Source organism: Streptomyces sp. MA5143a (assembly GCF_900290235.1).
GTDB lineage: Bacteria > Actinomycetota > Actinomycetes > Streptomycetales > Streptomycetaceae > Streptomyces.
Genome location: NZ_OLMK01000013.1, coordinates 23809 through 48085 on the forward strand (window position 1 = coordinate 23809; position 24277 = coordinate 48085).

Sequence of the window (24277 nt, forward strand, 5' to 3'; positions counted from 1 at the left end):
GGATCACCCTTTCCATAGCGGTCTGCACACCTGCCCGATTGCCTGGACGCAGGCGCCTTCCTCGAAAACCTATCGGTCGGGCCCGTCGCGCGGGCATTCGGGCACTGACAGTGGCGTGAGGGAGTCACTGTGGGGTCCCTACAGAAAACCATCGGGGGCGGCGCGGAAAGATGTGGTCCGGGTGCCCGCGGGCGCGACATGATCGGAACCGACAGGCCACGACAGCAGGGAGACCTCGGTGCCTCATTCCATCGACGAAGCCTTCACGGCACTGCCGCTAAGGGCCCTGGCCGACGCCGCGCTCGCACGCGCGCGTGCGCTCGGGGCCGAGCACGCGGACTTCCGGTTCGAGCGGGTGCGCAGCGCGTCCTGGCGGCTGCGGGACGCCAAGCCCGCCGGGTCGTCGGACACGACCGACCTCGGGTACGCGGTGCGCGTGGTGCACGGCGGGACCTGGGGGTTCGCCTCCGGGGTGGATCTGACGATGGACGCCGCCGCGAAGGTCGCCTCGCAGGCGGTGGCGATGGCGAAGCTGTCGGCGAAGGTCATCGAGGCGGCAGGGTCGGACGAGCGGGTCGAACTGGCGGACGAGCCGGTGCACGCGGAGAAGACGTGGATCTCCTCGTACGGGATCGACCCGTTCACCGTCCCCGACGAGGAGAAGTCCGCGCTGCTCACGGACTGGAGCGCGCGGCTGCTGGCGGCCGCCGGGGTCAACCACGTGGACGCCTCGCTGCTCACCGTGCACGAGAACAAGTTCTACGCGGACACCGCGGGCACCGTGACCACGCAGCAGCGGGTCCGGCTGCACCCGTCGCTGACCGCCGTGTCCGTCGACGAGTCCAGCGGTGAGTTCGACTCGATGCGGACCCTGGCGCCGCCGGTCGGCCGGGGCTGGGAGTATCTGACGGGCACCGGCTGGGACTGGGACGACGAGCTGGCGCGGATCCCCGAGCTGCTCGCCGAGAAGATGCGGGCACCGAGCGTCGAGGCGGGCCTCTACGACCTCGTCGTCGACCCGTCGAACCTGTGGCTGACCATCCACGAGTCCATCGGTCACGCCACCGAGCTGGACCGCGCGCTCGGCTACGAGGCCGCCTACGCCGGCACGTCCTTCGCCACCTTCGACAAGCTCGGCAAGCTGCGGTACGGCTCCGAGCGGATGAACGTCACCGGTGACCGCACCGCCGAACACGGCCTCGCGACCATCGGGTACGACGACGAGGGGGTGAAGTGCCAGAGCTGGGACCTCGTCAAGGACGGCACCCTCGTCGGCTACCAGCTCGACCGCCGTATCGCCAGGCTGACCGGCCTCGGCCGCTCCAACGGCTGCGCCTACGCCGACTCCCCCGGGCACGTCCCGGTCCAGCGCATGGCCAACGTGTCGCTCCAGCCGGATCCTGCCGGGCTGTCCACGGAGGACCTGATCGGCGGTGTCGACCGCGGTATCTACGTCGTCGGGGACCGGTCGTGGTCCATCGACATGCAGCGGTACAACTTCCAGTTCACCGGTCAGCGGTTCTTCAGGATCGAGAACGGGCGGATCACCGGGCAGCTGCGGGACGTCGCCTACCAGGCCACGACGACCGACTTCTGGGGTTCCATGGCGGCCGTGGGCGGGCCGCAGACGTATGTCCTCGGCGGTGCCTTCAACTGCGGCAAGGCCCAGCCGGGCCAGGTCGCCGCGGTCTCGCACGGCTGCCCCTCCGCCCTGTTCAAGGGCGTCAACATTCTGAACACCACGCAGGAGGCAGGTCGATGAGCGCGCCCGTCAACAAGGCACACAAGCCGCACGAGATCGTCGAGCGTGCTCTCGAACTGTCCCGGGCCGACGGGTGCGTGGTCATCGCCGACGAGTACTCGACGGCCAACCTGCGCTGGGCGGGCAACGCGCTGACCACGAACGGGGTCACGCGGGGGCGGTCGGTGACCGTCGTCGCCACGGTCGACGGCAAGGAGGGCACCGCCTCCGGGGTCGTGTCCCGCTCGGCCGTCACCGCCGAGGAACTGGAGCCGCTGGTACGGGCCGCCGAGGAGGCCGCGCGCGGGGCCGGGCCCGCCGAGGACGCCCAGCCGCTCGTCACGGGCGTGCAGCCGTCCCCCGACTTCACGGAGCCGCCCGCGGAGACCTCCTCCGCGGTGTTCGCCGACTTCGCCCCGGCGCTCGGCGAGTCCTTCGCACGCGCGCGTGCGGGCGGCCGCGAGCTGTACGGCTTCGCCAACCACGAGCTGGTCACCAGCTATCTGGGCACCTCGACGGGGCTGCGCCTGCGGCACGACCAGCCGAACGGCACGCTGGAGCTCAACGCCAAGTCCCCGGACCGTACGCGCTCGGCGTGGGCGGGCCGCTCCACGCGGGACTTCAAGGACGTCGACCCGGCGGCCCTGGACGCGGAGCTGGCCGTACGGCTCGGGTGGGCCGAGCGGCGGATCGAGCTGCCCGCCGGACGGTACGAGACGCTGCTGCCGCCGACGGCGGTGGCCGACCTGCTGATCTACCAGATGTGGTCGGCGTCGGCGCGGGACGCCGCCGAGGGCCGGACCGTGTTCAGCAAGCCCGGTGGCGGCACCCGGATCGGCGAGCGGCTCACCGACCTGCCGCTGTCGCTGCGCAGCGACCCCTTCGAGCCGGGGCTGGAGTCGGCGCCCTTCGTGCTCGCCCACTCCTCCGGCGGCGACAGCTCCGTGTTCGACAACGGGCTGCCGCTGGAGGCGACCGACTGGATCCGCGAGGGCGAGATCGCGCATCTGCCCACCACCCGGCACAGCGCGGGCCTGACCGGTCTGCCGGTGGTGCCCGCCATCGGCAACCTCATCCTCGACGGCGGTGAGGACCGCTCCCTGGAGGAGATGGTCGCGAACACCGCACGCGGGCTGCTGCTGACCTGCCTGTGGTACATCCGCGAGGTCGACCCGGCGACGCTGCTGCTGACCGGGCTGACCCGCGACGGCGTCTACCTCGTGGAGAACGGCGAGGTGACGGGCGAGGTCAACAACTTCCGGTTCAACGAGTCGCCGGTGGACCTGCTCGGGCGGGCCACCGAGGCGGGGCGCACGGAGAAGACCCTGCCGAGGGAGTGGAGCGACTACTTCACCAGGGCGGCCACCCCCGCGCTGCGGGTGCCGGATTTCAATATGAGCTCTGTCAGCCAGGGCGTATAACCTCGTAGTCGTTCGTGGTCGGCCGCCCCTCGGCCGCCGGCCACCATCCGAAGATCATCGAGGAGACACGAGAACCGTGACGGACATCGTCGACGAGCTGAAGTGGCGGGGGCTGTTCTCCCTGTCCACCGACGAGGACGCTTTGCGCAAGGCTCTCGCGGACGGTCCCGTCACGTTCTATTGCGGTTTCGACCCGACCGCGCCGTCCCTGCACGTCGGGCACCTGGTGCAGGTGCTCACCGTGCGCCGGCTCCAGCAGGCCGGTCACCGGCCGCTGGCGCTGGTGGGCGGTGCGACGGGTCTGATCGGCGACCCCCGCCCCACGGCGGAGCGCACGCTCAACGACCCGGAGACGGTGGCCGGCTGGGTCGGCAGGCTGCGCGCCCAGATCGAGCCGTTCCTGTCCTTCGAGGGTGAGAACGCGGCCGTCATGGTCAACAACCTCGACTGGACCGAGGGGCTGTCCGCGATCGAGTTCCTGCGGGACATCGGCAAGCACTTCCGCGTCAACAAGATGCTGACGAAGGACTCCGTGGCCCGCCGCCTGGAGTCCGACCAGGGCATCAGCTACACCGAGTTCAGCTACCAGATCCTCCAGGGCATGGACTTCCTCCAGCTCTACCGGAGGTACGGCTGCACGCTCCAGCAGGGCGGCAGCGACCAGTGGGGCAACCTCACGGCCGGCCTGGACCTGATCCACCGGCTGGAGCCGGGCGCCGAGGTGCACGCGCTGGCGACGCCGCTGATGACCAAGGCGGACGGCACCAAGTTCGGCAAGACCGAGGGCGGCGCCGTCTGGCTCGACCCGGAGATGACGACGCCGTACGCGTTCTACCAGTTCTGGCTGAACGTGGACGACCGGGACATCACCCGGTACATGCGCATCCTGTCCTTCAGGTCCCGTGCGGAGCTGGAGGAGCTGGAGCGGCAGACGGAGGAGCGGCCGCAGGCCCGTGCCGCGCAGCGCGCGCTGGCCGAGGAGCTGACGACGCTGGTGCACGGGGCCGATCAGACGGCCGCGGTGATCGCCGCGTCGAAGGCGCTGTTCGGCCAGGGTGAGCTGGCGGAGCTGGACGAGCGGACGCTGGCCGCGGCCCTGTCCGAGGTGCCGCACGTCAAGGTGGCCGAGCTGGCGCCGGTCGTGGACCTCTTCGCCGAGGTCGGCCTGGTGCCCAGCAAGTCCGCGGGGCGGCGCACTGTGAAGGAGGGCGGGGCGTACGTGAACAACGTGAAGGTCACCGCCGAGGACGCCGTGCCGACGGCGGAGGACCTCATCCACGGGCGGTGGCTGGTGCTGCGGCGTGGGAAGAAGAACCTGGCCGCCGTCGAGGTGACCGGGGCCTGAAGCTGAGGGGCGTGGGGGCGGAGCGACCGCGGGGTCGCTCGGCCTTCACGCCCCTTTTCGCGCGGCGGGCGTCTCTCAGGCTTGGTGTTTCCTCTTGCCCACCGTCGACATGTAGAGGCTGTCACCCAGGTACACGATGGCCACCGCGGCGACCACCTGGAAGATGTGGCGGCTCCAGTCGATGCCCTTGGTCTCCTCGACACCGAAGCCCCGCGCGATGGCGTTGCCGACGACGGCGCCCAGCATGCCGAAGATCGTCGTCAGCCAGAGCGGGCTGTGCTGCTTGCCCGGAATGATCGCCTTGGCCAGCAGGCCCAGCACGAGGCCCACGATGATCGCCCACAACCAGCCCATGGCTGCCTCCTCGTACGGCTCGACGTGAGCTGTACGGCCAGTGTCGGCCCGCCTCCTCTACGCCGCATGTCGGGCGGTGCCCTACGCGGGGCGGCGCATTTCGTCCCGTCCTGTCGGCAGGAGACCCGGTCTCCCAGGCGGCGCAGGCGCGGCGTACCGTGGACAGGGACCGGCCCGCCGTGCACCGTGCGGGACCGGCAGGACAACGGGCCGGGGAGCGTCCGATACAGGCGGGTGGTGGAACGCGATGCGGAAGCAGAGCAATGTCGAGGTCTTCCGGATCACCGGCGCCCGGCAGGGACTCGCCGACGACGTCCGGGGCAGGCAGCGGCGCTATGTCATCTCGATGTCGGTCCGCACGCTCGCGGTGATCGCCGCGGCGGTCCTCTGGAACGTCGAACGGCACGTCGCGATCGTCGCACTGGTGCTCGGAATGGTCCTGCCGTACATCGCCGTGGTGATCGCCAACGCGGGCCGGGAGAACGCACCCTCGCTGCCGTCGACGTTCATCGCCCCGCCGGTGCGGCCGATGATCACGCCGCCCCCCGCCGAGGGGTCCGCGGAATCCTTCTCGGAAGACGACCCGGCGGACTCCGCGGGCCGTCACCGCAGTGAGCCGCGCGAGCGGGCCTGAGCACCGGGGAGCCGCTCGAAGCGGAATCCCTCCGACCACGAACCTCAAGAAAAGCTCAGATCAATCATGTAGTTCCTGTGCCGGGCAGAGGCTTACCCGTGACATACTTCGTACGCGCTCCGCATCCCCCGTCGGAGCGACAGACCGACGCCGGGCAGCTCCCCCCGTGGCTGCTCGGCGTCGCCTTTTGTGCGACTAGGGTCGACGGGTGAACATCCTCAATGTCCCCGGTTCCGAACCCACCTCTCCCGTGTGCTCAGCCAAGGGCTGTCGTGCCGACGCGGTCTGGGTGCTCGCCTGGAACAACCCCAAGCTGCACACGCCGGAGCGGCGCAAGACCTGGCTCGCGTGCGAGGAGCACCGGGAGCATCTGTCCCAGTTCCTCGGTGTGCGCGGGTTCCTCAAGGACGTCGTCACGCTGAAGGAGTGGGAGGACCGCGCCTCGTAGGCGCGGAGCGCTCATCCTCCGATCGCGGACATCGGTCGGTCGGGCTGGACGAAGGACGGGTCGTCCAGGCCGGCGCCCGCCTTCTTGCCCCAGGTCGCCAGACGCCAGATGCGGGCGATCTCCTCGTCGGGGGCACCCGAGCGCAGAGCCGCCCGGAGGTCGGTCTCCTCGCGGGCGAACAGACAGGTGCGGACCTGGCCGTCCGCGGTGAGGCGGGTGCGGTCGCAGGCGGAGCAGAACGGGCGGGTGACGGAGGCGATGACGCCCACCCGGTGCGGGCCTCCGTCGACGAGCCAGCGCTCCGCCGGGGCCGAGCCGCGCTCCTCCTGGCCCTCGGGGGTCAGGTCGAAGCGGGTGCGCAGGGAGGTGAGGATGTCGCCGGCGGTGACCATGCCGTCGCGCTTCCAGCCGTGCTGCGCGTCCAGCGGCATCTGCTCGATGAAACGCAGCTCGTAGTCGTGCTCGACGGCCCAGGCGAGCAGGTCCGGGGCCTCGTCGTCGTTGAGGCCGGGCATCAGGACCGAGTTGACCTTGACGGGGGTCAGGCCCGCCTCGCGGGCCGCTTCGAGGCCCTCCAGGACGTCCTTGTGGCGGTCCCGCCGGGTGAGGGTCTTGAAGACGTCGGGGCGCAGGGTGTCCAGGGAGACGTTCACCCGGTCCAGGCCCACCGCCTTCAGGGCCGTCGCCGTGCGCCTCAGGCCGATGCCGTTGGTGGTGAGGGACATCTGAGGGCGGGGCTCCAGCGCCGCCACGCGCTCCACGATGCCGACCAGGCCGGGGCGCAGCAGCGGCTCACCGCCGGTGAAGCGGACCTCGGTGATGCCGAGGGAGGTGACGGCTATGTCGATGAGGCGGACGATCTCGTCGTCCGTGAGCAGGTCGGGCTTGGCGAGCCACTGCAACCCCTCCTCGGGCATGCAGTAGGTGCAGCGCAGATTGCACCGGTCGGTCAGCGAGACCCTGAGGTCGGTGGCCACTCGGCCATAGGTGTCGATGAGCACGTGGGCCCCCTCCCGCGCCGGATCAGTCGTTCCCTGACACCTGCGAGCCTACGTGACACCCGTGAGGACATCACAGGCCCGATCCCACGAGACACGGCGAGGGGCCGCCGTAGATCCCTACGACGACCCCTTCGCGACGCGGGCGCGCACGCGCGGTGCGGTGGCTCCCGGCGGGGCTAGTGCGCGCCGGTGCCGGTGAGGGAGCGGACCTCCAGCTCGGCGTACTTGGCCTCGTCGGGCTTCTCCTTGGAGAGCACGGTGCCGAGGAAGCCCATGAGGAAGCCGAAGGGGATGGAGATGATGCCGGGGTTCTTCAGCGGGAACCAGTGGAAGTCGGCGTCCGGGAACATCGCCTTCGGGTCGCCGGAGACGACGGGCGAGAACAGCACCAGGCCGACGGCGACGATCAGACCGCCGTAGATCGACCACAGCGCGCCCTGGGTGGTGAACCGCTTCCAGAAGAGGCTGTAGAGGATGGTCGGCAGGTTGGCGGAGGCAGCGACCGCGAAGGCGAGGGCGACCAGGCCGGCCACGTTCAGGTCGCGGGCGAGGGCGCCGAGGCCGATGGAGACGATGCCGATGAAGACGGTCGCCCAGCGGGCCGCGCGGACCTCCTCGGCGCCGGACGCCTTCCCCTTGCGGATGACGTTGGCGTAGATGTCGTGCGCGAAGGACGACGACGAGGCGAGGGTGAGGCCGGCGACCACGGCGAGGATCGTCGCGAAGGCGACCGCCGAGATCGTCGCGAGCAGGATCGCGCCCCAGGCCGAGTCGACGCCGCCCAGATGCAGGGCGAGCAGGGGTGCGGCCGTGTTGCCCGACGGGTTGGAGGCGATGATCTCCTTCTGGTCGATCAGCGCGGCGGCGCCGAAGCCGAGGGCGATGGTCATCAGGTAGAAGCCGCCGATGATGCCGATGGCCCAGTTGACGGACTTACGGGCGGCCTTGGCGTTGGGCACCGTGTAGAAGCGGATCAGGATGTGCGGCAGGCCGGCGGTGCCGAGGACGAGGGCGATGCCGAGGGAGATGAAGTCCAGCTTGGAGGTGCCGGTCGCGCCGTACTGGAGGCCGGGCTCCAGGAAGGCGGCGCCCTTGCCGCTGTTCTCGGCGGCGGTGCCGAGCAGATCGGAGATGTTGAAGTTGAACTTCAGCAGCACCAGGAACGTAATGAGGAGCGTGCCACCGATCAGCAGCACGGCCTTCACCATCTGAACCCAGGTGGTGCCCTTCATTCCGCCGATGGAGACGTAGACGATCATCAGGACGCCGACGAGGGCGACGATCAGGATCTTGCCGGCGTCGGAGGTGATGCCGAGGAGCAGGGAGACGAGGACGCCAGCGCCCGCCATCTGGGCCAGCAGATAGAAGATCGACACGACGATCGTGGACGTGCCGGCGGCGGTGCGCACGGGGCGCTGGCGCATGCGGTACGCGAGGACGTCGCCCATGGTGTAGCGGCCGGAGTTCCGCAGGGGCTCGGCGACCAGGAGCAGGGCGACCAGCCAGGCGACCAGGAAGCCGATGGAGTAGAGGAAGCCGTCGTAGCCGAAGAGGGCGATCGCGCCCGCGATGCCGAGGAACGACGCGGCGGACATGTAGTCGCCGGAGACGGCGAGGCCGTTCTGGAAGGCACTGAACTGGCGGCCGCCCGCGTAGAAGTCGGCGGCGTCCTTGGTCTGGCGGCCGGCCCAGACGGTGATGGCGAGCGTCGCGAGGACGAACAGCCCGAACAGGGTGATGATGAGCGGCCGGTGCTCGCTGGCCTCGTTGGCCGCGAGGACTGTCTGCTGAACGGGGCTCATGCGCCGCCCTCCATCCGGGACTTGATCGCCTCGGCCTTGGGGTCGAGCTTCGCGGCGGCGTGCCGCGAGTACCACCAGGCGATGAGGAACGTGGTGACGAACTGGGCGATGCCGAGGACGAAGGCGATGTTGACGTTGCCGAGGAGCCTGGTCCCCATGAAGTCGCCGGCGTAGTTGGAGAGCAGGACGTACAGCAGGTACCAGGCGATGAAGGCGACGGTCAGCGGGAAGGCGAACGACCGGTAGGAGCGGCGCAGTTCACCGAACTCGGCGCTCTCCTGGACCGCGGTGAACTCCTCGGCCGAGGGGAGATGGTGTTCTGCCTTCGCGGGGGGCGGTGCGTCGGTTGCCACGGAGTCTCCTCGCGTATCCGCCGCGGTCGCGACGGTGGATGGGGACGATTTCGCCGTCGGATCGGGGGACGGGTCGATTACGGACATCTGGTCGGCTCTGTTCCTAGCGGTGATGGGGCGCACGATCGTGCTCGGGCTCCCTGCTCAACGTCACGGCGGCACGAGAGGACCGGTTCAACCGTCTGTCGTTCTTTCGAAAATCGATTCGGCGACGGATCGACACAGGCGTGTCGATAAGGGATACCCCTCTACTTCGCCCGGGGTCTCCTCAAGTCATTGCTGGCCAGGGACGGCGGGGGATAGCTTCGGGGCGCACCACCAAGTCATGTACCTGCCCAGGCACTCGTGTGCCCTGGGCCGGTTTCTTTGAGGATGATGTGGAGACCCCATGGCTCATCTGCGCTCCAGCCGTCGGCTCGCGCTCGCGGTACCGGTCGCTCTCTCGCTGACCGCCTCACTTGGCTTCCTGCCGGGTGTCGCCTCGGCGGCGCCGCTCGCCGCACCCGCCACCGCGACCGCGACCGTGGAGGGCCCGAACCTCTCGTACGTCGTGAACACCCGCACCGACCGGCGCACCATCGCCTCGGTGGAGAGGGCGATCGCCGCGGCGGGCGGCAAGGTCGTCGTCACGTACGACCGGATCGGTGTGATCGTCGTCCACTCGACCAACCCCGAGTTCGGCGCGACGATGCGTGCGACGCGCGGTGTGCAGTCGGCCGGTCTCACCCGTACCGCGCCGCTGGCGCCCGCGGGGACGACGGACGAGGGCGCCGTCGACTTCCTGACGGACGCGGAGGCCGCGAAGGTGAAGGCCGCCTCGGCCGACATCCCCGACGCCGAGCCCCTCGAGGCCGACCAGTGGGACCTGCGCTCGATCGGCGCCGACAAGGCCGCGAAGATCAACGACGGCAGCAGGAGGGTCACGGTCGCCGTCATCGACACCGGCGTCGACGACACCCACCCGGACCTCGCGCCGAACTTCTCCAAGTCCCAGTCGGCGAACTGCGACGGGGGTGTCGCGGACACCAGCGAGGGCGCCTGGCGGCCGTACACCGTGGACGACTACCACGGCACGCACGTGGCCGGTGAGATCGCCGCGGCCCGCAACGGCATAGGTGTCGCCGGTGTGGCTCCTGGCGTCAAGGTCTCCGCCATCAACGTGACCGACAGGAAGAGCGGTCTGTTCTACGCGGAGAGCGTCGTCTGCGCGTTCGTGTTCGCCGCCGACCACGGCGTGGAGATCACGAACAACAGCTACTACGTCGACCCGTGGCTCTACAACTGCATGGAGGACCCGGACCAGAAGGCCATCGTCGACGCGGTCAACCGGGCCCAGCTGTACGCCCAGAAGAAGGGCACGCTGAACCTGGCGTCGGCGGGCAACTCCAACCACGACCTGGCCTCCGACGCGATCGCGGACGCCACCAGCCCCAACGACACCACTCCGGTCCCGCGCACGATCGACCCGAGCGAGTGCTTCGACGTGCCCACCCAGCTGCCGGGTGCCGTCACGGTGAGCGCGACGGGCGTGAAGAACGAGAAGTCGTACTACTCGACGTACGGCAACGGCGTGGTCGACATCGCGGCGCCGGGCGGCGACCGCCGTTACCAGCTGCCGGACACCCCGTCGAAGGACGGCCGCATCCTGTCCACGATGCCGGAGGGCAAGTACGGCTTCCTCCAGGGCACGTCGATGGCGGCGCCGCACGCCTCCGCCGTGGCCGCGCTGCTGAAGTCCACGCACCCGTGGGCGTCCCCGAAGCAGTTGCAGTGGCTGATGAAGGCCCAGGCCGACAAGCAGGCCTGCCCGACGACGTACGACCAGAACGGCGACGGCACGCCGGACGCCGTCTGTGAGGGCGGTCCCCGCGCCAACGGCTTCTACGGGCACGGCATCGTCAACGCCCTGAAGGCCGTCAAGTAACCCAGCACCGGGGCGGACCGGCACCCCGAGGGGAACGGTTCCCGCACAGCTCGTACCGCTCATCACGCGAAACGAACTGGAGACAGCATGACAGCGCTCAGTAAGCGCTCGCGTCGCCTGGCGGCGATCCCCCTGGGGATGGCCCTGGCGACGGCGGTGGTCGTCGTACCCGGCGCCACGGCCTCGGCGGCAGAGGTGACCGCCGGGGCCGCGGCCGACGCGACACAGCTCAGCTACGTGGTCAACGTCCGCCCCGGTCACGGACCGTCCGCCAAGGTGAAGAAGGCCATCACCGAGGCGGGCGGCACGATCGTGACGTCGTACGACAGGATCGGCGTCATCGTCGTCCACTCGGCGAACGCCGACTTCGCGCCCGCGATCCGCCGGGTGCGCGGCGTGGAGTCGGCCGGTGCCACACGCACCGCGCCGCTGCCCGCGCAGTCCACCACCGATGTCGGCACCCCCAAGGTGCTGTCCGCCGAGGAGATCGCGGCCGCCGACGCGGCGGAGGGTAAGGACCCGCTGGAGTCGTTGCAGTGGGACCTGCCGGCCATCAAGGCGGACAAGGCCCACGAGGTGTCCCTGGGCAGCCCGGACGTCACGGTCGCCGTCATCGACACCGGCGTCGACGACACCCACCCGGACATCGCGCCGAACTTCGACCGCAAGGCGTCGGTCAACTGTGTCTCGGGCAAGCCCGACACGACCGACGGCGCCTGGCGGCCGGGGCCCACGGAGAGCCCACACGGCACGCATGTGGCCGGAGAGATCGCCGCCGCCAAGAACGGCGTCGGCGTCACCGGTGTGGCACCGGGCGTGAAGGTGTCCGGCATCAAGGTGTCCACGACGGCCGGTTTCTTCTACACGGAGGCCGTGGTCTGCGGCTTCATGTGGGCCGCCGAGCACGGCGTGGACGTCACGAACAACAGCTATTACACCGACCCCTGGTACTTCAACTGCAAGAACGACCCGGACCAGAAGGCGCTCGTCGAGGCCATCACCCGGGCGTCGCGGTACGCGGAGAAGAAGGGCACGGTCAACGTCGCGGCGGCCGGCAACGAGAACTACGACCTCTCGGCCGACGAGATCACCGACCCGACGTCGCCGAACGACACGACGCCGGCGGACCGGGTGATCGACCCGTCGAAGTGCCTGGACATCCCGACCCAGCTGCCCGGTGTCGTCACGGTCGCCGCGACCGGCGCGAAGGGCGTCAAGTCGTCGTTCTCCAACCACGGTCTGGGCGTCATCGACATCGCCGCGCCCGGCGGCGACTCGACCCGTCTGCAGACCCCCGCGCCGCCCGCCACCAGCGGCCTCATCCTGGGCCCGCTGCCCGGCGGCCGGTGGGGGTACATGGCGGGCACGTCGATGGCGTCCCCGCACGTCGCGGGTGTCGCCGCCCTCATCAAGTCGACGCACCCGTACGCTCCGGCGCCGCTCGTGAAGGCCCTGCTGTACGCGCAGGCCGACGCGACCCCGTGCACGGACCCGTACGACCTCGACGGTGACGGCAAGGCCGACGCGGTGTGCGAGGGGCCGAAGAACTACAACGGCTTCTACGGCTTCGGCACGGCGGACGCGCTGGACGCGGTCACCAAGTAGAAGGTCACCAACGAAAGGTCAGCAAGGCGAAGCTCTCCTCCGGGGAGCGTCAGGGCCGGGCGGTCGGGTACCGCCCGGCCCTTCCGCTAGCTGCCCCGATACCCGTGTTGATCCCGTCAACACCGCACAGTGGGCCCATGACAGACATGGGTGCGGGCATGAGCGGGGGCAGAGGTGCGGGCATGGACGTGAGCCTGGCGTCGGCGTGGGCGGCGCTGGGCGGCGAACCCGGCCTGCTGCCACGGGTGTCGACGGTCGTACGGGAGGAGGCGCTGCCCGCGCGCCTCCCGGTACGGGAGCTGGCGCGGGCCTGTGCGGGCGTGTGCGCGCTGGCCGCCGCCGAGCTGGGCGCGCTGCGGGCCGGGCTCACGGAGGTGCCCCGCGTACGGGTGGACGACGGGGCGGTGGCCACGGCCTTCGTCAGCGAGCGGCATCTGCTGATCGACGGGCGGGCACCGGTCGCCTTCGCGCCGCTGTCGCGTTTCTGGCGCACGGCGGACGGCTGGGTGCGGACGCACGCCAACTACCCGCACCACCGGGAGCGCCTGCTGTCCGCGCTGGGGCTGCCCGAGGGTGACGCGGCCGCCGTCGGGGCGGCGCTCGCCGAACGGTCGTCGCTGGAGATCGAGGAGACGGTGTACGCGGCCGGGGGTCTCGCGGTCGCGCTGCGGACGCCGGAACAGTGGGCGGCGCACGACCAGGCCGCGGCGGTGGCGGCCGGGCCGCTCGTCGAGCACGACCGGGCGGACACGGCGGCGGATCTGGCGGTGGCCGCGGTTTCGGTCTCGTCAGGTGGGGCTCCGCTGTTGCCCGCCGCCGGCGTCCGGGTCCTGGACCTGACCCGGGTGATCGCGGGCCCGGTGGCCACCCGCACGCTCGCCCTGCTGGGCGCGGACGTGCTGCGCGTCGACCCGCCGGGGACGCCCGAACTCCCCGACCAGCACATCGACACCGGCTTCGGGAAGCGGTCGACGGCACTGGATCTGACCCGCGCCGCCGACCGGCGCGACTTCGAGGAGCTGTTGGCCGGCGCGGACGTCGTCGTCACCGGGTACCGGCCGGGCGCGCTGGACCGGTTCGGCCTCTCCCCGCAGGCCCTGCTCGCCCGACGCCCCGGCCTCGTCGTGGCGCAGCTGTCGGCGTGGGGTTCGTACGGGCCGTGGGCGGGGCGACGGGGCTTCGACAGCCTCGTCCAGGTGGCGACCGGGATCGCCGTGGTCGAGGGTTCGGCGGAGCGTCCGGGCGCGCTGCCCGCGCAGGCCCTCGACCACGGAACGGGGTATCTGCTGGCGGCGGCCGTGCTGCGGTCGCTCACCGAGGGGTCGGCGGACGGTCATGGGCGGGTCGTCCGGCTGTCGTTGGCGCGGACGGCGGCGTGGCTCCTGGAGAGTGCGGCGCGGCGTGGGGAGGCGCCGCAAGGAGAGGCGCGGCGTGGTGGTGGCGGTGGCGGTGGGAGCGAGGCGTTCGACGCGGCGGAGGGCCGGCTCGCCGAGCGGGACAGTCCCGTCGGACGGCTGCGGTACGCGCTGCCGCCGGTGTCCTTCGAGGGCGGACCCGGTGACTGGGCTCGGCCGCCGGGGCCCTGGGGAGTGGACGGGGCGAGGTGGGGGTGAGGCGCCCGGTGCGGACAGCGGTGGTGTGAGGGCGCGAGGAGACGGCGCGCGTCTGAGGCGGGCGCCGCCCTGGTGCTTCTCTGCGCGTGCGCCGTCCTGAGAGAGCGGCCGCCTCGGGTCGTACGGATGGGTGGAATGTCGAACTGCCGGAGGTTTTCCGGCACTTGCCCAGTTCCGGTGCGACCGGGGGACTTTTCGGGGGTGAGCCTGACGAGACGGAGAGCGGAGGAGAGCGGGGCGGAGGAGACAGGGCGGTTGCCCTCCGCGGGCGCCGGGGAACGGCCCTCCGGTGGAGCCGGAGAACGGCCTTGCGGGTCGCGGTCCGTGGGGTGGATGCCGATGGGGGCCGGTCGGGCGGTCGGGCTGCTTCTCCTGGTGGCCGTGGGCGCGCTCATCCCGCTGTTCGGGCCACGACTCGCACTGGACGGCACCGGTGAGGCGGTGGCTCCCGGGGCGGGCGGGATCGCTCTTCTGCGGACCGTACTGCTGGCCGCGCTGTGCGTACCGGCAGGCGAGCTGTTCGTCGTGTGGCTGGCCCGACGGGTGCCCGGCGGCCCCCCACAGATGCCGCAGGGCTGGGCGGCGGGGGCGGCGACCGCCGGTTGCGTGGCCGCGCTGGGGCTGGCCTCGGTGGTGGCGACCGGCAACCTGGTGCCGGACTCCCCCGCCGACATCGACGTCGGCGGCCTCTACGCCACGCGGGACGGCCGGCTCGCCCTGCTGGAGGTCAACGCGTTCGCGGCGGTGGCCCCGTGCGCCCGGTCCCGCCGCCCGCTCACCCAGGTGGTGCCGCTGACGGCGATCGGCGTCGCGGAGGCGTTGCGGGCGCACCCCACCGTCGAGGACGGCCCGCTCGTCGGCACGGCCCTGACGTTCGCCCATCTGCTGTGCGCGGCCCTGTGGGCGGGCGGGTTGCTGTCCGTCCTGCGCACCCTGGGCACGCGCGCGTGGCGCGCGACGGCGGGGGCGGGCGCGGCGCTGCTGGGCCTGTACGCGCGCGTGGCCGCCGTTCTGCTGGCCGCCGTGACCGCCACCGGGTCGTGGAGCACGCTCCGGCGGATGCCGCCGGGCACGGTCCTCGACCAGCTGACGCAGACGGCGTACGGGCGGGCCCTGCTCGCCAAGGTGCTCCTCATGGCCGCCGTGGCCGCGCTCGCCCTGCGGGCCCGGCTACGGCTGCGCCATGTGACCGACCCGCTGGACGCCTGCGGCCCCGCCCGCGCGGAACTGGTGGTCCTGGGTGCGGTCGTGGCGATGTCGGGCCTGCTCACCGCGCTGCCGGTACCGATCCGCTGGTGAGTGTCGATGCCGGGTGGCAGAGGGTGAGTACCGGCGGTGGGCGAGCGGGCGAGATCGGGCTGCGGGCGACAGCGGGTGCGTACCGGCGGCGGGGTCCACGTCGCTCAGGGCGTCGCCGGAACCGGTCCGCCGCCGGTTGGCGTGGGCAGCGCGGCCTCCGGGGTCCGCAGGACGCCCCGGGCCAGCAGGTACTGGGCGGCGATGTAGGTGAGCATGATCCACAGGTCGGGGCGTGGGAGCTGCGGCCACTCGGCGACCCCGGTCGCGATGAGCATGTCCGACAGCACGAAGAGCGCGCCGCCGGTCCCGGCGACGGCCCCCAGCCGGGCGGCGGAGCACGCCATCGCGGTCAGCAGCGCGCTGTACCCGGCGACGGGCGCACGCAGGTCCGCCGGCAGACCGGGCCACAGGCTCGCCACGGCGACGACGAGGGCGAGCGCGTACCCGGCGGGCAGCCGGAGGGCACGCGCGCGTGACCCCCACTCCCCCACCACGGGCGACCCCTGGTCCGCGGCGCCGTGCGAGGCGCTCGCCCGCCGTGCCCGTTTCCCGAAGAGGACGAGGTAGCAGACGTGGCCCGCCGCGAAGCAGCCCATCCCGGCGAGGAAGGCAGGCTCGGCGTCGGAGAGGAGGAGGACGTCCCCGCCCCAGCCGCAGAGCAGGGCGGCGATCAGCAGCCGCGGGCCACCGTGTGCGTGGACGTACGCGGCGAGCAACGGCATCAGCAGCGGCTTGGCGACCAGGTGCCCGGGGGTGAAGCCGACTGCGAGGGAGCCGAGGTCGACGGCGGTGGCGAGCCCGAAGCCGATGAGGAGGGCCTGTCCGCTCGGCCCTCTCACGCAGCCGTCTCCGTGACGGCCGGCTTCTCCCCGACCGCCGGCTTCTCCCCGACCGCCGGCTTCTCCCCGACCGCCGGCTTCTCCTCGGCGGCCGCGCGCCGCGACGCGGGCCCCCAGCCGGGCCCCCGGAAGACCCGCCCGGCCCGCTCGCTCCAACTCCGCGCCGCCCTGAGGTCCTTGGCGATGGCGACGTACTCGTGTGTGGCGACCCGCAGCGGGTTGTAGGTGCCGATGTTCTTGGTCAGGCCGTAGACCGGCCGCTCGGTCTCGGCGACGAAGGAACCGAACAGCCGGTCCCAGACGATGAGGATGCCGCCGAAGTTACGGTCGAGGTAGCCGCCCTGGGAGGCGTGGTGGACCCGGTGGTGCGAGGGCGTGTTGAACACGAACTCGAACGCCGGGTGCAGCTTGCCGATCCGCTCGGTGTGGATCCAGAACTGGTACACGAGGTTGGCCGACGAGCAGAACGCGAGCGCCGCCGGGTGCACGCCGAGGGCGATGAGCGGGACGTAGAACGGCCAGACGGTCCAGGTGGTCCAGGGCTGCCGCAGCGCGGTGGTGAGGTTGAACTTGCGGCTGGAGTGGTGCACGACGTGGCAGGCCCACAGGATCCGCACGACGTGGTGGCCCCGGTGCGACCAGTAGTAGAAGAAGTCCTGAGCGAGCAGCATCAACGGAACCGTCCACCACAGCACGGGCACACGCAGCGGGGTCAGCTCGTAGATCGCCGTGTAGAGGGCGACGATCGGGATCTTCCAGAGGAAGTCGAACACGAGACTCCCGAGTCCCATGCCGACGCTCGTCGCGGCGTCCTTCGCCTCGTACCCGGCGGCATCCTCGTCCGGATGGAGCCGGTAACTGATCACCTCGATCACGGTGAGCAGCACAAACGCGGGTATCGACCACAGCACGACATCGGGCAGGTTCGGCATGTGGGCACCGTAGAACCGCTGGTGAGCTGGGGCTAGACGTTGTTACTGACAAGTATTCCCGGTGGTACGCGCTTGCTTATTGGCGTCCTCCACCAACCCGGCGTCCGCGCACCGAGCTGCGCGTACCTGGTCGAACAGCTCACCGCGCAGCCTTCGTTCGCGGCCAGGGCCGCGGTGGCACACCCGTCGCTCGGGTCGTACGGAGGGCCTGCCGCGCGACCTGACCGCCGCCCGCCCCGGCCGTGGCCCCGGAATTCGAGCAGCGGTACGCGGAGTTCGTCGCGGCCGGGTCTTCTCTCCTCTGGAGACGCTCCAGGTCATCGATGTGCCCCAGCGGCGCTCGCCGAACTACCGGCTCTTGAACGGCTCGTGCCGTATCGCCGTGGCCCCGTCGACCTGGCGCCTCCGGCCTCCCTGCACCGGCCGCGCGTCCGGATCCTCGACTGTCCGCCGCCCCTCGGCACCGACCTCCTCCCCCGGAACGTCTCACCGTCGAGTAACAAGCTGTCAGTCGTGGCCCGTATCCTCAGGGACCATGCTTGATGACCTTTCGACCGCGGCGTCGCAAGCTCCCTGGCCGGTCGCGTATCCGCAGGGATACGCGGTTGTTGACGTGGAGACGACCGGGCTCGCCCGGGACGACCGGATAATCTCCGCGGCTGTGTACAGACTGGACGCGCGCGGCGAGGTCGAGGACCACTGGTACACGCTGGTCAATCCGGAGCGCGATCCGGGGCCGGTGTGGATCCACGGGCTGACGAGCGACGTGCTCGAAGGGGCGCCACTCTTCCGGGAGATCGCCGAGGAGCTGTCCTCGCGGCTCGCGGACCGCGTGCTCGTCGCGCACAACGCGGTGTTCGACTGGTCGATGCTCGCGCGGGAGTACGCGCGCGCGGAGACCGAGGCGCCGGTGCGGCAGCGGCTGTGCACCATCGCACTGTCGAAGGAGCTGGAACTGCCGCTGCCCAACCACAAGCTGGAGTCGCTCGCGGCGCACTTCGGCGTCGTACAGCAGCGCGCCCACCACGCGTTGGACGACGCGCGGGTGCTCGCGGAGGCGTTCCGGCCCAGTCTGCACGCCGCCGCGAGCCGGGGTGTGCGGTTGCCGCTGCTCGAGTGCCGGCCGCTGACCGAGTGGTCCGCCTCCCCGACGATCGGGCGGCAGGCGTCCGGCGGCTACTCCCCCGGTGGCTACCGGGCGGGCAGTTGGCGGCCCTCGCGCAAGCGGCCCCCGTGCCCGTACCCCAACCCCGGCCGGTACGAAGAGGGCAAACCTCTCAAGCAGGGCATGCGGGTCGCGTTCTCGGGGGACACCTCGGTCGAGCGGGAGCTGCTGGAGGACCGTGCGGTCGAGGCGGGCCTGCATGTGGCGACGAGCCTGTCGCGGGTGACGAGTCTGCTCGTCACCAACGACCCGGACTCCGGCACGTCCAAGACGGTCAAGGCACGGCAGTACGGGACGCCCGTGATCGACGAGGCGGCGTTCGGGCAGCTGCTGCGCGACGTGGAGCCCGCCGTCGAGGAGTGAGACGGGCGTACGGGTGATTGACGGGCGACTCGCCCGTCGTCCGCTCGCCCGTGCCACGTCGGCCCCGCACCCTGTGGCGCATGGCACGTTGCGAAGTCTGCGGAAACGACTACGGCATGACCTTCGAGGTGCACGCGCAGGGCGCGGTGCACGTCTTCGACTGTTTCGCCTGCGCGATCCACCGGATGGCCCCGATCTGCGAGCACTGCCGGGTGCAGATCATCGGCCAGGGAGTCGAGGTCGAGGGCCACTGGTACTGCGGCGCCCATTGCGCGCGGGCCGAGGGGAGGGTGGGCATCGTCGACAAGGTCTGAGCCCGCGGGTGACGGCGGGGCCGGCCCGTCGTCGCCCTGAAGGCAGATGCCGGCCCCCGGCGGGACCCTCCCGTCGGGGGCCGGACCGTGCGAGGTACGGTCAGTGGGTGTACCGCTTCCTGTTGTCCCGGCAGTGGGTGATCCTCACGCTGCTCGCGCTCGTCCTGATCCCGACGATGGTCAGGCTGGGCTTCTGGCAGATGCATCGGTACGAGGAGCGCTCCGCGCGGAACCAGCTCGTCGCCGACGCGCTCGCCGCGAAGCCGGTGCCCGTGGAGCGGTTGACGTCCCCCGGACACACGGTCACCAGCTCCGAGCGCTACCGGACGGTGACCGCGCACGGCCGGTTCGACACCGACGACGAGGTCGTCGTCCGCCGCCGCACCAACGCCGACGACGAGGTCGGCTTCCACGTGCTGACGCCGTTCGTCCTCGACGACGGCAAGGTCCTGCTCGTCAACCGCGGCTGGATCCCCGCGGACGGGCCCAGCCAGACCGCATTCCCCAAGATCCCCGCGCCGCCCGCCGGTGAGGTCACCGTCACCGGGCGGCTGATGCCCGACGAGACGACCGAGGCCAGCGGGATCAAGGACCTCAAGGGACTGCCCGACCGGCAGATCATGCTGATCAACAGCGGGCAGGAGGCCAAGCGCCTCGACGCCCGGGTGCTCGGCGGGTATGTCGCGCAGACGGCGCCCGAGCCCAAGGGCGACACGCCGGAACCCCTCGGCAGCCCCGGCGACGAGAACGCCGCGCTGAACTACGCGTACGCCCTCCAGTGGTGGCTCTTCGCCGCGGCCGTCCCCGTCGGCTACGTCATCCTCGCCCGCCGCGAACGCCGCGACCGTGAGGCGGCGGCGGCCGCCGCCGAGCGGGCGGACGACGAGGAGAAGGAGACGACGCCCTCTCCTGCCTAGTGCTGTGACCGGAAAGGTTTGCCGGGAAGCTCGCGGCGTCCGGTGCCGGGCGTCGCGAGCCGGTGAACCTTTCCGGTCACAGCACTAGCCTCCTCGCCCGGGCAGCCGTGTCAGCGCCCCGTCGCCCTGTCCCGCCAGTAGGTGAACGTCCGCTCCGGCTCCGGCAGCAGGTTCCAGGGGTGGGGGGTCATGTGGCGGCCCAGGCGGCCAAAGACGGGGGCGGCCTCGTCGGGGCGGTGGGCGCGGGTCAGGGCGAAGGCCAGGACGTTGAGGTCGGTGACGGCCTGCGCGTGAGGCGGGGCCGCGGCGTCGAACCAGTTCCGCAGCGCCAGGTCGATCTCGTGGGCCGCCCGCGGTTCGTTCCAGTTGCCGCCCGCTCCCAGCGACCCGATCGGTGTCTCCCCCTGGCGGTGGGCCATGAGTTCCACACGGGCGGCGACGGGGAGCAGGGCGAGCGGTGAGCCGTGCGGGGCGCGGACGGCGGCCTGCCAGGCGAAGTCCATCATGTCGGGGACGGTGCCGTGGCCGCGTGGGGAGAGGTAGCGCAGCAGCCGGTGGTAGGACGTGCGCAGCCAGGGCGCCCGGTTCACCGCCTCCGTCCAGACGGGCACCGCGTCCTTGACCGGTACGGCGCAGGAGTGCATCAGGGCCAGCAGGGCCAGCCAGGGGGCGGGGTCCTCGGGGTACGCCTCGGTGGCGCGGAGGCAGAGGTGTTCGGCGCCGCGGACGGCGGCGTGGTCGTCGGCCGGTGCCCGGTCCGCCTCCACGAAGGCCCGCAGGACGAGGGCGTCGCCGTCGGTCGGGCGGTCGGCGATCCAGCGCTGTGAGACGGCGGCGGGCAGACCCCGGGCCAGTACGGCGATGCGGTGTGTCCGACGGTCCCAGTCCCGGCCGGTGGCGCCCAGCAGCGTGGCGACCGGTTCCCAGACGGGCCGGGTGCGGCCCGCACCGAGACCGTGCAGCTGCCGGGCGGGCCGGAGTTCGGTGAGGGTGGTGTGCAGGGGGTCGTCGTCCAGCGCGGGACGGATCAGCAGGGCGGGGCGGCGTCTCAGCATCGTGGGGCCGGCTCCGGTCGGGGCGGGAAGGTCAGGCAAGGGGGCAAGCGGGGCAAGCGGGCGCGTTGGCGGGTGCGGGTGAATTCGTCGGCGGGTGCGGGTGGGTGGGGGTTTCTCGCGCAGTTCCCCGCGCCCCTGAAATGCGACCGGGGCTGCGCCCCGTGCTTTTCGATGAAGGCTGGGCCGCAGGCCCCTGCCTTCAGGGGCGCGAGGGGCTGCGCGACCAGCCACCCACCCACCCGCACCCGGCACCGAACACCCGCCGGGCGATCCGTCAGCAGCAGCGCCCCTCCGGCCGCTCCTCCCGGCGGCGGGTCCGCAGGACGTCGTACTCCCTGCGGGTCGGGACCGGCGCCCCCGCGTGCCGGCGGCGGTGCCGCTCGCAGTAGCGGTCGTACTCGGCCTCCCCCGTCAGTTCCCGGAGGTACCAGCGCACGGTCCGTGCCCAGTGGCGGACGTCCGGGGCCGTCATCGGCGGGCCCCCACCAGGTCGTCGTCGGACCGCTCGGGCAGGTCGTCGATGCGGGAGACGACGTAGGGCGCCTCGGTCGTCGGGAGCGGGGACGGGGAGCGTACGGCGCGGACGCAGACCACCGCGCAGTTGACGAGGACCGTGAGGACGAGGAGGAGGAAGATCGCCATGATCACGCCGTCGACCGTGTTGTTGAGGACGATGGTGTGCATGTCGTCCATGGTTTTGGCGCCGGGCAGCAGCTCGCCCTCGTCGATGGCGGCCGCGTACTTGTCGCGCAGCGCGAAGAAGCCGATCGCCGGGTTGTCGGAGAAGATCTTCTGCCAGCCGGCGGTGAAGGTGACGGCCACGTCCCAGGCCAGCGGGATACCGGTGACCCAGGCCCAGCGGAGCTTGCCGGACTTGATCAGGACGGTCGTGGTGACGGCGAGGGCGACCGCGGCGAGCAGCTGGTTGGCGATGCCGAAGAGGGGGAACAGCTGCTTGATCCCGCCGAGGGGGTCGGTGACACCGGCGTAGAGGAAGTAGCCCCAGGCGCCGACGACGAGGGCGCTGGTGATCCAGATGCCCGGCTTCCAGGTGACCCGGCCGATCGGCTTCCAGACGTTGCCGAGCATGTCCTGGAGCATGAAGCGGCCCACGCGGGTGCCGGCGTCCACGGTGGTGAGGATGAACAGTGCCTCGAACATGATCGCGAAGTGGTACCAGAAGGCCTTCATCCCGGCGCCGCCGAAGACCCCGGCGAAGATCTCCGACATGCCGACGGCCAGGGTGGGCGCGCCGCCGGAGCGGCCGACGAGGGTCTCCTCCTCGACGGCCTTGGCCGCCGCGGTGAGCTGCTCGGGGGTGATGGTGAAGCCGAGGTTCTTGACCGCCTCGGCGGCGGTGTCGACGGTCGGGCCGAGCAGCGCGGCCGGGGAGTTCATGGCGTAGAAGAGGCCGGGCTCCAGGACGCACGCGGCGATCAGGGCCATCACGGCGACGAAGGACTCCGTGAGCATGGAGCCGTAGCCGATGAGCCGGACCTGGGACTCCTTGCGGATCAGCTTCGGGGTGGTGCCGGAGGAGACCAGGGCGTGGAAGCCGGAGAGGGCGCCGCAGGCGATGGTGATGAAGAGGAACGGGAAGAGGGAGCCGGCGAAGACCGGTCCGGCGCCGGTGTGGGCGAACTCGGTGACCGATTCGGCCCGGAGTTCGGGCGCGGCGATGACCACGCCCACGGCCATCAGGGCGATGGTGCCGACCTTCATGAAGGTGGAGAGGTAGTCGCGGGGGGCGAGCAGCATCCAGACGGGGAGCACGGAGGCGACGAAGCCGTAGCCGACCAGGCAGAAGACCAGGGTCTCGGGGCTCCAGACGAAGTACTCGGCGAGGGAGGAGTCCTGGATCCAGCCGCCGCCGAGGATGGCGAGCAGGAGGAGGGCCACGCCGATGAAGCTGGTCTCGACGACCCGGCCGGGGCGCAGGTAGCGCAGGTAGAAGCCCATGAAGAGGGCGATGGGGATGGTCATGGTGACCGAGAAGGTGCCCCACGCGGACTCGGCGAGGGCGTTGACGACGACCATCGCGAGCACGGCCAGCAGGATGATCATGATGGCGAAGACACCGATCAGGGCGGCGGCTCCGCCCACCTTGCCGATCTCGTCACGGGCCATCTGGCCGAGGCTCTTGCCGTCCCGGCGCATGGAGAGGAACAGGACGATCATGTCCTGGACGGCGCCGGCGAAGATGACGCCCGCGATGATCCAGATGGTGCCCGGCAGATAGCCCATCTGCGCGGCGAGGACGGGGCCGACCAGCGGACCGGCACCCGCTATGGCCGCGAAGTGGTGGCCGAACAGCACCCGCTTGTCGGTGGGGTGGTAGTCGACGCCGTCCTCCAGCCGTTCGGCGGGGGTGGCACGGGTGTCGTCGACCTGGAGGACCCGGCGGGCGATGAACCGGGAGTAGAAGCGGTAGGCGATCGCGTACGAGCCGAGGGCCGCCACGACCAGCCAGACGGCGGAGATCTCCTCGCCCCGGGACAGGGCGAGCACGGCCCAGCCGATGGCGCCCACGAGGGCGACGGTGATCCAGATCGCGAGGGACTTCGGCGACATCCGGGGCTTTTCCGGCACGGTACGACCGGATTCGGGCATGGCTGATGTGGGCATGGCGGCTCCTGACCTCAACGGGTGTGCGGCAAGACAGGCGGAGAGAAGAAAGCGAGAAGGAGGTTGCGGCTCAGCGAGGGCGGTCTCGGCGCCGCTCTCGCTGTCGTTCCGTCAGCGCGTACGCGGCGAGCAGGCAGAGGCCGCATCCCGGCACCCAGGCGAGCTGGTACCAGTAGAAGAACGGCGTCCCGGCCAGTCGCGGCTCGGCACCGGCGTACCAGGGGACCCACAGCAGGCCCGCTGCGGGCGCGAGGAGCAGCACGGCGATCGCGACGCGCCGTAGCCGGTGGTGACCGGTCCGTGGCATGACCTGCGCTCCTCTCCCGCTTCCTGTGGGTCTGTGCAAGAGTTGCCCACCCGCTCGGATCGGTTGACAGCGAATTTCCACGAGATTCCGCGAAATTTCCTCCGGCCCCCGGTCAACCGAAGCGGCGGTCCACGCAACTACCGCGTGAAGGCCCCCGGCGCGCCAAAGGCGGCGCGGCACCCCCGGGACGGTGCGGGGCCAGGCACACCAAGGACGGTGA

22 protein-coding genes are annotated in these 24277 nt (G+C 71.3%); 12 read left to right on the plus strand and 10 right to left on the minus strand.

Translation table 11 applies throughout. From position 1 onward, the window contains the following. Positions 1-238: 238 nt before the first annotated feature. The 3 genes from SMA5143A_RS06485 (at position 239) to tyrS (ending at position 4507) form a co-directional block, all read left to right on the plus strand. Positions 239-1762 carry a TldD/PmbA family protein gene (locus SMA5143A_RS06485; RefSeq protein WP_107461964.1) on the plus strand — a complete coding sequence of 508 codons (1524 nt, stop codon included), beginning with the start codon at positions 239-241 and terminating at the stop codon, positions 1760-1762. Continuing rightward, entirely contained in the window at positions 1759-3162 is a 1404-nt protein-coding gene (locus tag SMA5143A_RS06490) for a metallopeptidase TldD-related protein (RefSeq protein WP_107461965.1), read from the plus strand. Before SMA5143A_RS06485 ends, SMA5143A_RS06490 begins: the two co-directional genes overlap by 4 nt. A gap of 76 nt (positions 3163-3238) precedes the next feature. Then, entirely contained in the window at positions 3239-4507 is a 1269-nt protein-coding gene (gene tyrS, locus SMA5143A_RS06495) for a tyrosine--tRNA ligase (RefSeq protein WP_107461966.1), read from the plus strand. Between the two features lie 75 nt (positions 4508-4582). Here tyrS and SMA5143A_RS06500 read toward each other — a convergent pair whose 3' ends face one another. After that, the gene (locus tag SMA5143A_RS06500) at positions 4583-4861 is read right to left on the minus strand and encodes a GlsB/YeaQ/YmgE family stress response membrane protein (RefSeq protein WP_107461967.1); all 279 of its coding nucleotides are present in this window, start codon (positions 4859-4861) and stop codon (positions 4583-4585) included. A 247-nt stretch (positions 4862-5108) separates the two neighbouring features. On the opposite strand from SMA5143A_RS06500, the gene SMA5143A_RS06505 reads away from it, so the two are divergent. Together SMA5143A_RS06505 and SMA5143A_RS06510 are read left to right on the plus strand one after the other, a co-directional pair. Next, positions 5109-5495: a DUF3099 domain-containing protein gene (locus SMA5143A_RS06505; protein ID WP_099968655.1), complete on the plus strand. Its 387-nt coding sequence runs from the start codon at positions 5109-5111 to the stop codon at positions 5493-5495. Positions 5496-5703: 208 nt separating this feature from the next. Next, positions 5704-5943 carry a hypothetical protein gene (locus SMA5143A_RS06510; RefSeq protein ID WP_107461968.1) on the plus strand — a complete coding sequence of 80 codons (240 nt, stop codon included), beginning with the start codon at positions 5704-5706 and terminating at the stop codon, positions 5941-5943. Between the two features lie 11 nt (positions 5944-5954). On the opposite strand, the gene moaA is transcribed toward SMA5143A_RS06510, so the two are convergent. The 3 genes from moaA to SMA5143A_RS06525 all read right to left on the minus strand — a co-directional run bounded on the left by moaA (position 5955) and on the right by SMA5143A_RS06525 (position 9099). Then, a complete protein-coding gene (gene moaA / locus SMA5143A_RS06515) occupies positions 5955-6944 on the minus strand; it encodes a GTP 3',8-cyclase MoaA (RefSeq protein WP_107461969.1) in 990 nt (329 codons plus the stop codon). Positions 6945-7120: 176 nt separating this feature from the next. Continuing rightward, a complete protein-coding gene (locus SMA5143A_RS06520) occupies positions 7121-8746 on the minus strand; it encodes a solute symporter family protein (RefSeq protein ID WP_055539948.1) in 1626 nt (541 codons plus the stop codon). Further along, the gene (locus SMA5143A_RS06525) at positions 8743-9099 is read right to left on the minus strand and encodes a DUF485 domain-containing protein (RefSeq protein ID WP_107461970.1); all 357 of its coding nucleotides are present in this window, start codon (positions 9097-9099) and stop codon (positions 8743-8745) included. Before SMA5143A_RS06525 ends, SMA5143A_RS06520 begins: the two co-directional genes overlap by 4 nt. A 388-nt stretch (positions 9100-9487) precedes the next feature. Here SMA5143A_RS06525 and SMA5143A_RS06530 point away from each other — a divergent pair, with 388 nt between their 5' ends. From SMA5143A_RS06530 to SMA5143A_RS06545, 4 genes are all read left to right on the plus strand, one after another. Further along, a complete protein-coding gene (locus SMA5143A_RS06530) occupies positions 9488-11023 on the plus strand; it encodes a S8 family serine peptidase (RefSeq protein ID WP_107461971.1) in 1536 nt (511 codons plus the stop codon). A gap of 87 nt (positions 11024-11110) precedes the next feature. Further along, positions 11111-12628, plus strand: a complete 1518-nt coding sequence (locus SMA5143A_RS06535; RefSeq protein ID WP_181361762.1) for a S8 family peptidase — start codon at positions 11111-11113, stop codon at positions 12626-12628. Between the two features lie 146 nt (positions 12629-12774). Further along, positions 12775-14241, plus strand: a complete 1467-nt coding sequence (locus SMA5143A_RS06540) for a CoA transferase (RefSeq protein ID WP_107461973.1) — start codon at positions 12775-12777, stop codon at positions 14239-14241. Between the two features lie 333 nt (positions 14242-14574). Further along, positions 14575-15540: a CopD family protein gene (locus tag SMA5143A_RS06545; RefSeq protein WP_107461974.1), complete on the plus strand. Its 966-nt coding sequence runs from the start codon at positions 14575-14577 to the stop codon at positions 15538-15540. A gap of 104 nt (positions 15541-15644) precedes the next feature. Here SMA5143A_RS06545 and SMA5143A_RS06550 read toward each other — a convergent pair whose 3' ends face one another. Next, complete coding sequence (locus SMA5143A_RS06550) at positions 15645-16379, minus strand: lysoplasmalogenase (protein WP_107461975.1); 735 nt, start codon at positions 16377-16379, stop codon at positions 15645-15647. After that, complete coding sequence (locus SMA5143A_RS06555) at positions 16376-17311, minus strand: sterol desaturase family protein (RefSeq protein ID WP_107461976.1); 936 nt, start codon at positions 17309-17311, stop codon at positions 16376-16378. The genes SMA5143A_RS06550 and SMA5143A_RS06555 overlap by 4 nt, the downstream gene beginning before the upstream one ends. Positions 17312-17846: 535 nt before the next feature. Between SMA5143A_RS06555 and SMA5143A_RS06560 the strand changes: the two genes are divergently transcribed. From SMA5143A_RS06560 to SMA5143A_RS06570, 3 genes are all read left to right on the plus strand, one after another. Next, on the plus strand, positions 17847-18839 hold the full coding sequence (locus SMA5143A_RS06560; RefSeq protein ID WP_107461977.1) for a DEDDh family exonuclease: 993 nt from the start codon (positions 17847-17849) through the stop codon (positions 18837-18839). Between the two features lie 80 nt (positions 18840-18919). After that, positions 18920-19153, plus strand: coding sequence for a hypothetical protein (locus tag SMA5143A_RS06565; RefSeq protein WP_079049939.1), 234 nt, complete (start codon positions 18920-18922; stop codon positions 19151-19153). A gap of 107 nt (positions 19154-19260) precedes the next feature. Beyond that, entirely contained in the window at positions 19261-20070 is an 810-nt protein-coding gene (locus SMA5143A_RS06570) for an SURF1 family cytochrome oxidase biogenesis protein (RefSeq protein ID WP_107461978.1), read from the plus strand. A 110-nt stretch (positions 20071-20180) separates the two neighbouring features. On the opposite strand, the gene SMA5143A_RS06575 is transcribed toward SMA5143A_RS06570, so the two are convergent. The 4 genes from SMA5143A_RS06575 to SMA5143A_RS06590 form a co-directional block, all read right to left on the minus strand. Next, positions 20181-21125 carry a hypothetical protein gene (locus SMA5143A_RS06575; protein WP_107461979.1) on the minus strand — a complete coding sequence of 315 codons (945 nt, stop codon included), beginning with the start codon at positions 21123-21125 and terminating at the stop codon, positions 20181-20183. A 274-nt stretch (positions 21126-21399) separates the two neighbouring features. After that, positions 21400-21597 carry a CstA-like transporter-associated (seleno)protein gene (locus SMA5143A_RS06580; protein ID WP_107461980.1) on the minus strand — a complete coding sequence of 66 codons (198 nt, stop codon included), beginning with the start codon at positions 21595-21597 and terminating at the stop codon, positions 21400-21402. Beyond that, on the minus strand, positions 21594-23750 hold the full coding sequence (locus SMA5143A_RS06585; protein WP_107461981.1) for a carbon starvation CstA family protein: 2157 nt from the start codon (positions 23748-23750) through the stop codon (positions 21594-21596). The genes SMA5143A_RS06580 and SMA5143A_RS06585 overlap by 4 nt, the downstream gene beginning before the upstream one ends. A 70-nt stretch (positions 23751-23820) precedes the next feature. Next, positions 23821-24057 carry a DUF3311 domain-containing protein gene (locus SMA5143A_RS06590; protein WP_107461982.1) on the minus strand — a complete coding sequence of 79 codons (237 nt, stop codon included), beginning with the start codon at positions 24055-24057 and terminating at the stop codon, positions 23821-23823. Between the last annotated feature and the right edge of the window lie 220 nt (positions 24058-24277).

What these genes read in the sequence shown, in the direction of transcription:
- SMA5143A_RS06530 (WP_107461971.1), top strand. Translation starts at nt 9,488, where the DNA reads ATGGCTCATCTGCGCTCCAGCCGTCGGCTCGCGCTCGCGGTACCGGTC.
- SMA5143A_RS06580 (WP_107461980.1), bottom strand. Translation starts at nt 21,597, where the DNA reads ATGACGGCCCCGGACGTCCGCCACTGGGCACGGACCGTGCGCTGGTAC.
- SMA5143A_RS06590 (WP_107461982.1), bottom strand. Translation starts at nt 24,057, where the DNA reads ATGCCACGGACCGGTCACCACCGGCTACGGCGCGTCGCGATCGCCGTG.
- SMA5143A_RS06560 (WP_107461977.1), top strand. Translation starts at nt 17,847, where the DNA reads ATGCTTGATGACCTTTCGACCGCGGCGTCGCAAGCTCCCTGGCCGGTC.
- SMA5143A_RS06535 (WP_181361762.1), top strand. Translation starts at nt 11,111, where the DNA reads ATGACAGCGCTCAGTAAGCGCTCGCGTCGCCTGGCGGCGATCCCCCTG.
- SMA5143A_RS06490 (WP_107461965.1), top strand. Translation starts at nt 1,759, where the DNA reads ATGAGCGCGCCCGTCAACAAGGCACACAAGCCGCACGAGATCGTCGAG.
- SMA5143A_RS06555 (WP_107461976.1), bottom strand. Translation starts at nt 17,311, where the DNA reads ATGCCGAACCTGCCCGATGTCGTGCTGTGGTCGATACCCGCGTTTGTG.
- SMA5143A_RS06585 (WP_107461981.1), bottom strand. Translation starts at nt 23,750, where the DNA reads ATGCCCACATCAGCCATGCCCGAATCCGGTCGTACCGTGCCGGAAAAG.
- SMA5143A_RS06500 (WP_107461967.1), bottom strand. Translation starts at nt 4,861, where the DNA reads ATGGGCTGGTTGTGGGCGATCATCGTGGGCCTCGTGCTGGGCCTGCTG.
- SMA5143A_RS06520 (WP_055539948.1), bottom strand. Translation starts at nt 8,746, where the DNA reads ATGAGCCCCGTTCAGCAGACAGTCCTCGCGGCCAACGAGGCCAGCGAG.
- SMA5143A_RS06505 (WP_099968655.1), top strand. Translation starts at nt 5,109, where the DNA reads ATGCGGAAGCAGAGCAATGTCGAGGTCTTCCGGATCACCGGCGCCCGG.
- SMA5143A_RS06575 (WP_107461979.1), bottom strand. Translation starts at nt 21,125, where the DNA reads ATGCTGAGACGCCGCCCCGCCCTGCTGATCCGTCCCGCGCTGGACGAC.
- SMA5143A_RS06540 (WP_107461973.1), top strand. Translation starts at nt 12,775, where the DNA reads ATGGGTGCGGGCATGAGCGGGGGCAGAGGTGCGGGCATGGACGTGAGC.
- SMA5143A_RS06545 (WP_107461974.1), top strand. Translation starts at nt 14,575, where the DNA reads ATGCCGATGGGGGCCGGTCGGGCGGTCGGGCTGCTTCTCCTGGTGGCC.
- SMA5143A_RS06565 (WP_079049939.1), top strand. Translation starts at nt 18,920, where the DNA reads ATGGCACGTTGCGAAGTCTGCGGAAACGACTACGGCATGACCTTCGAG.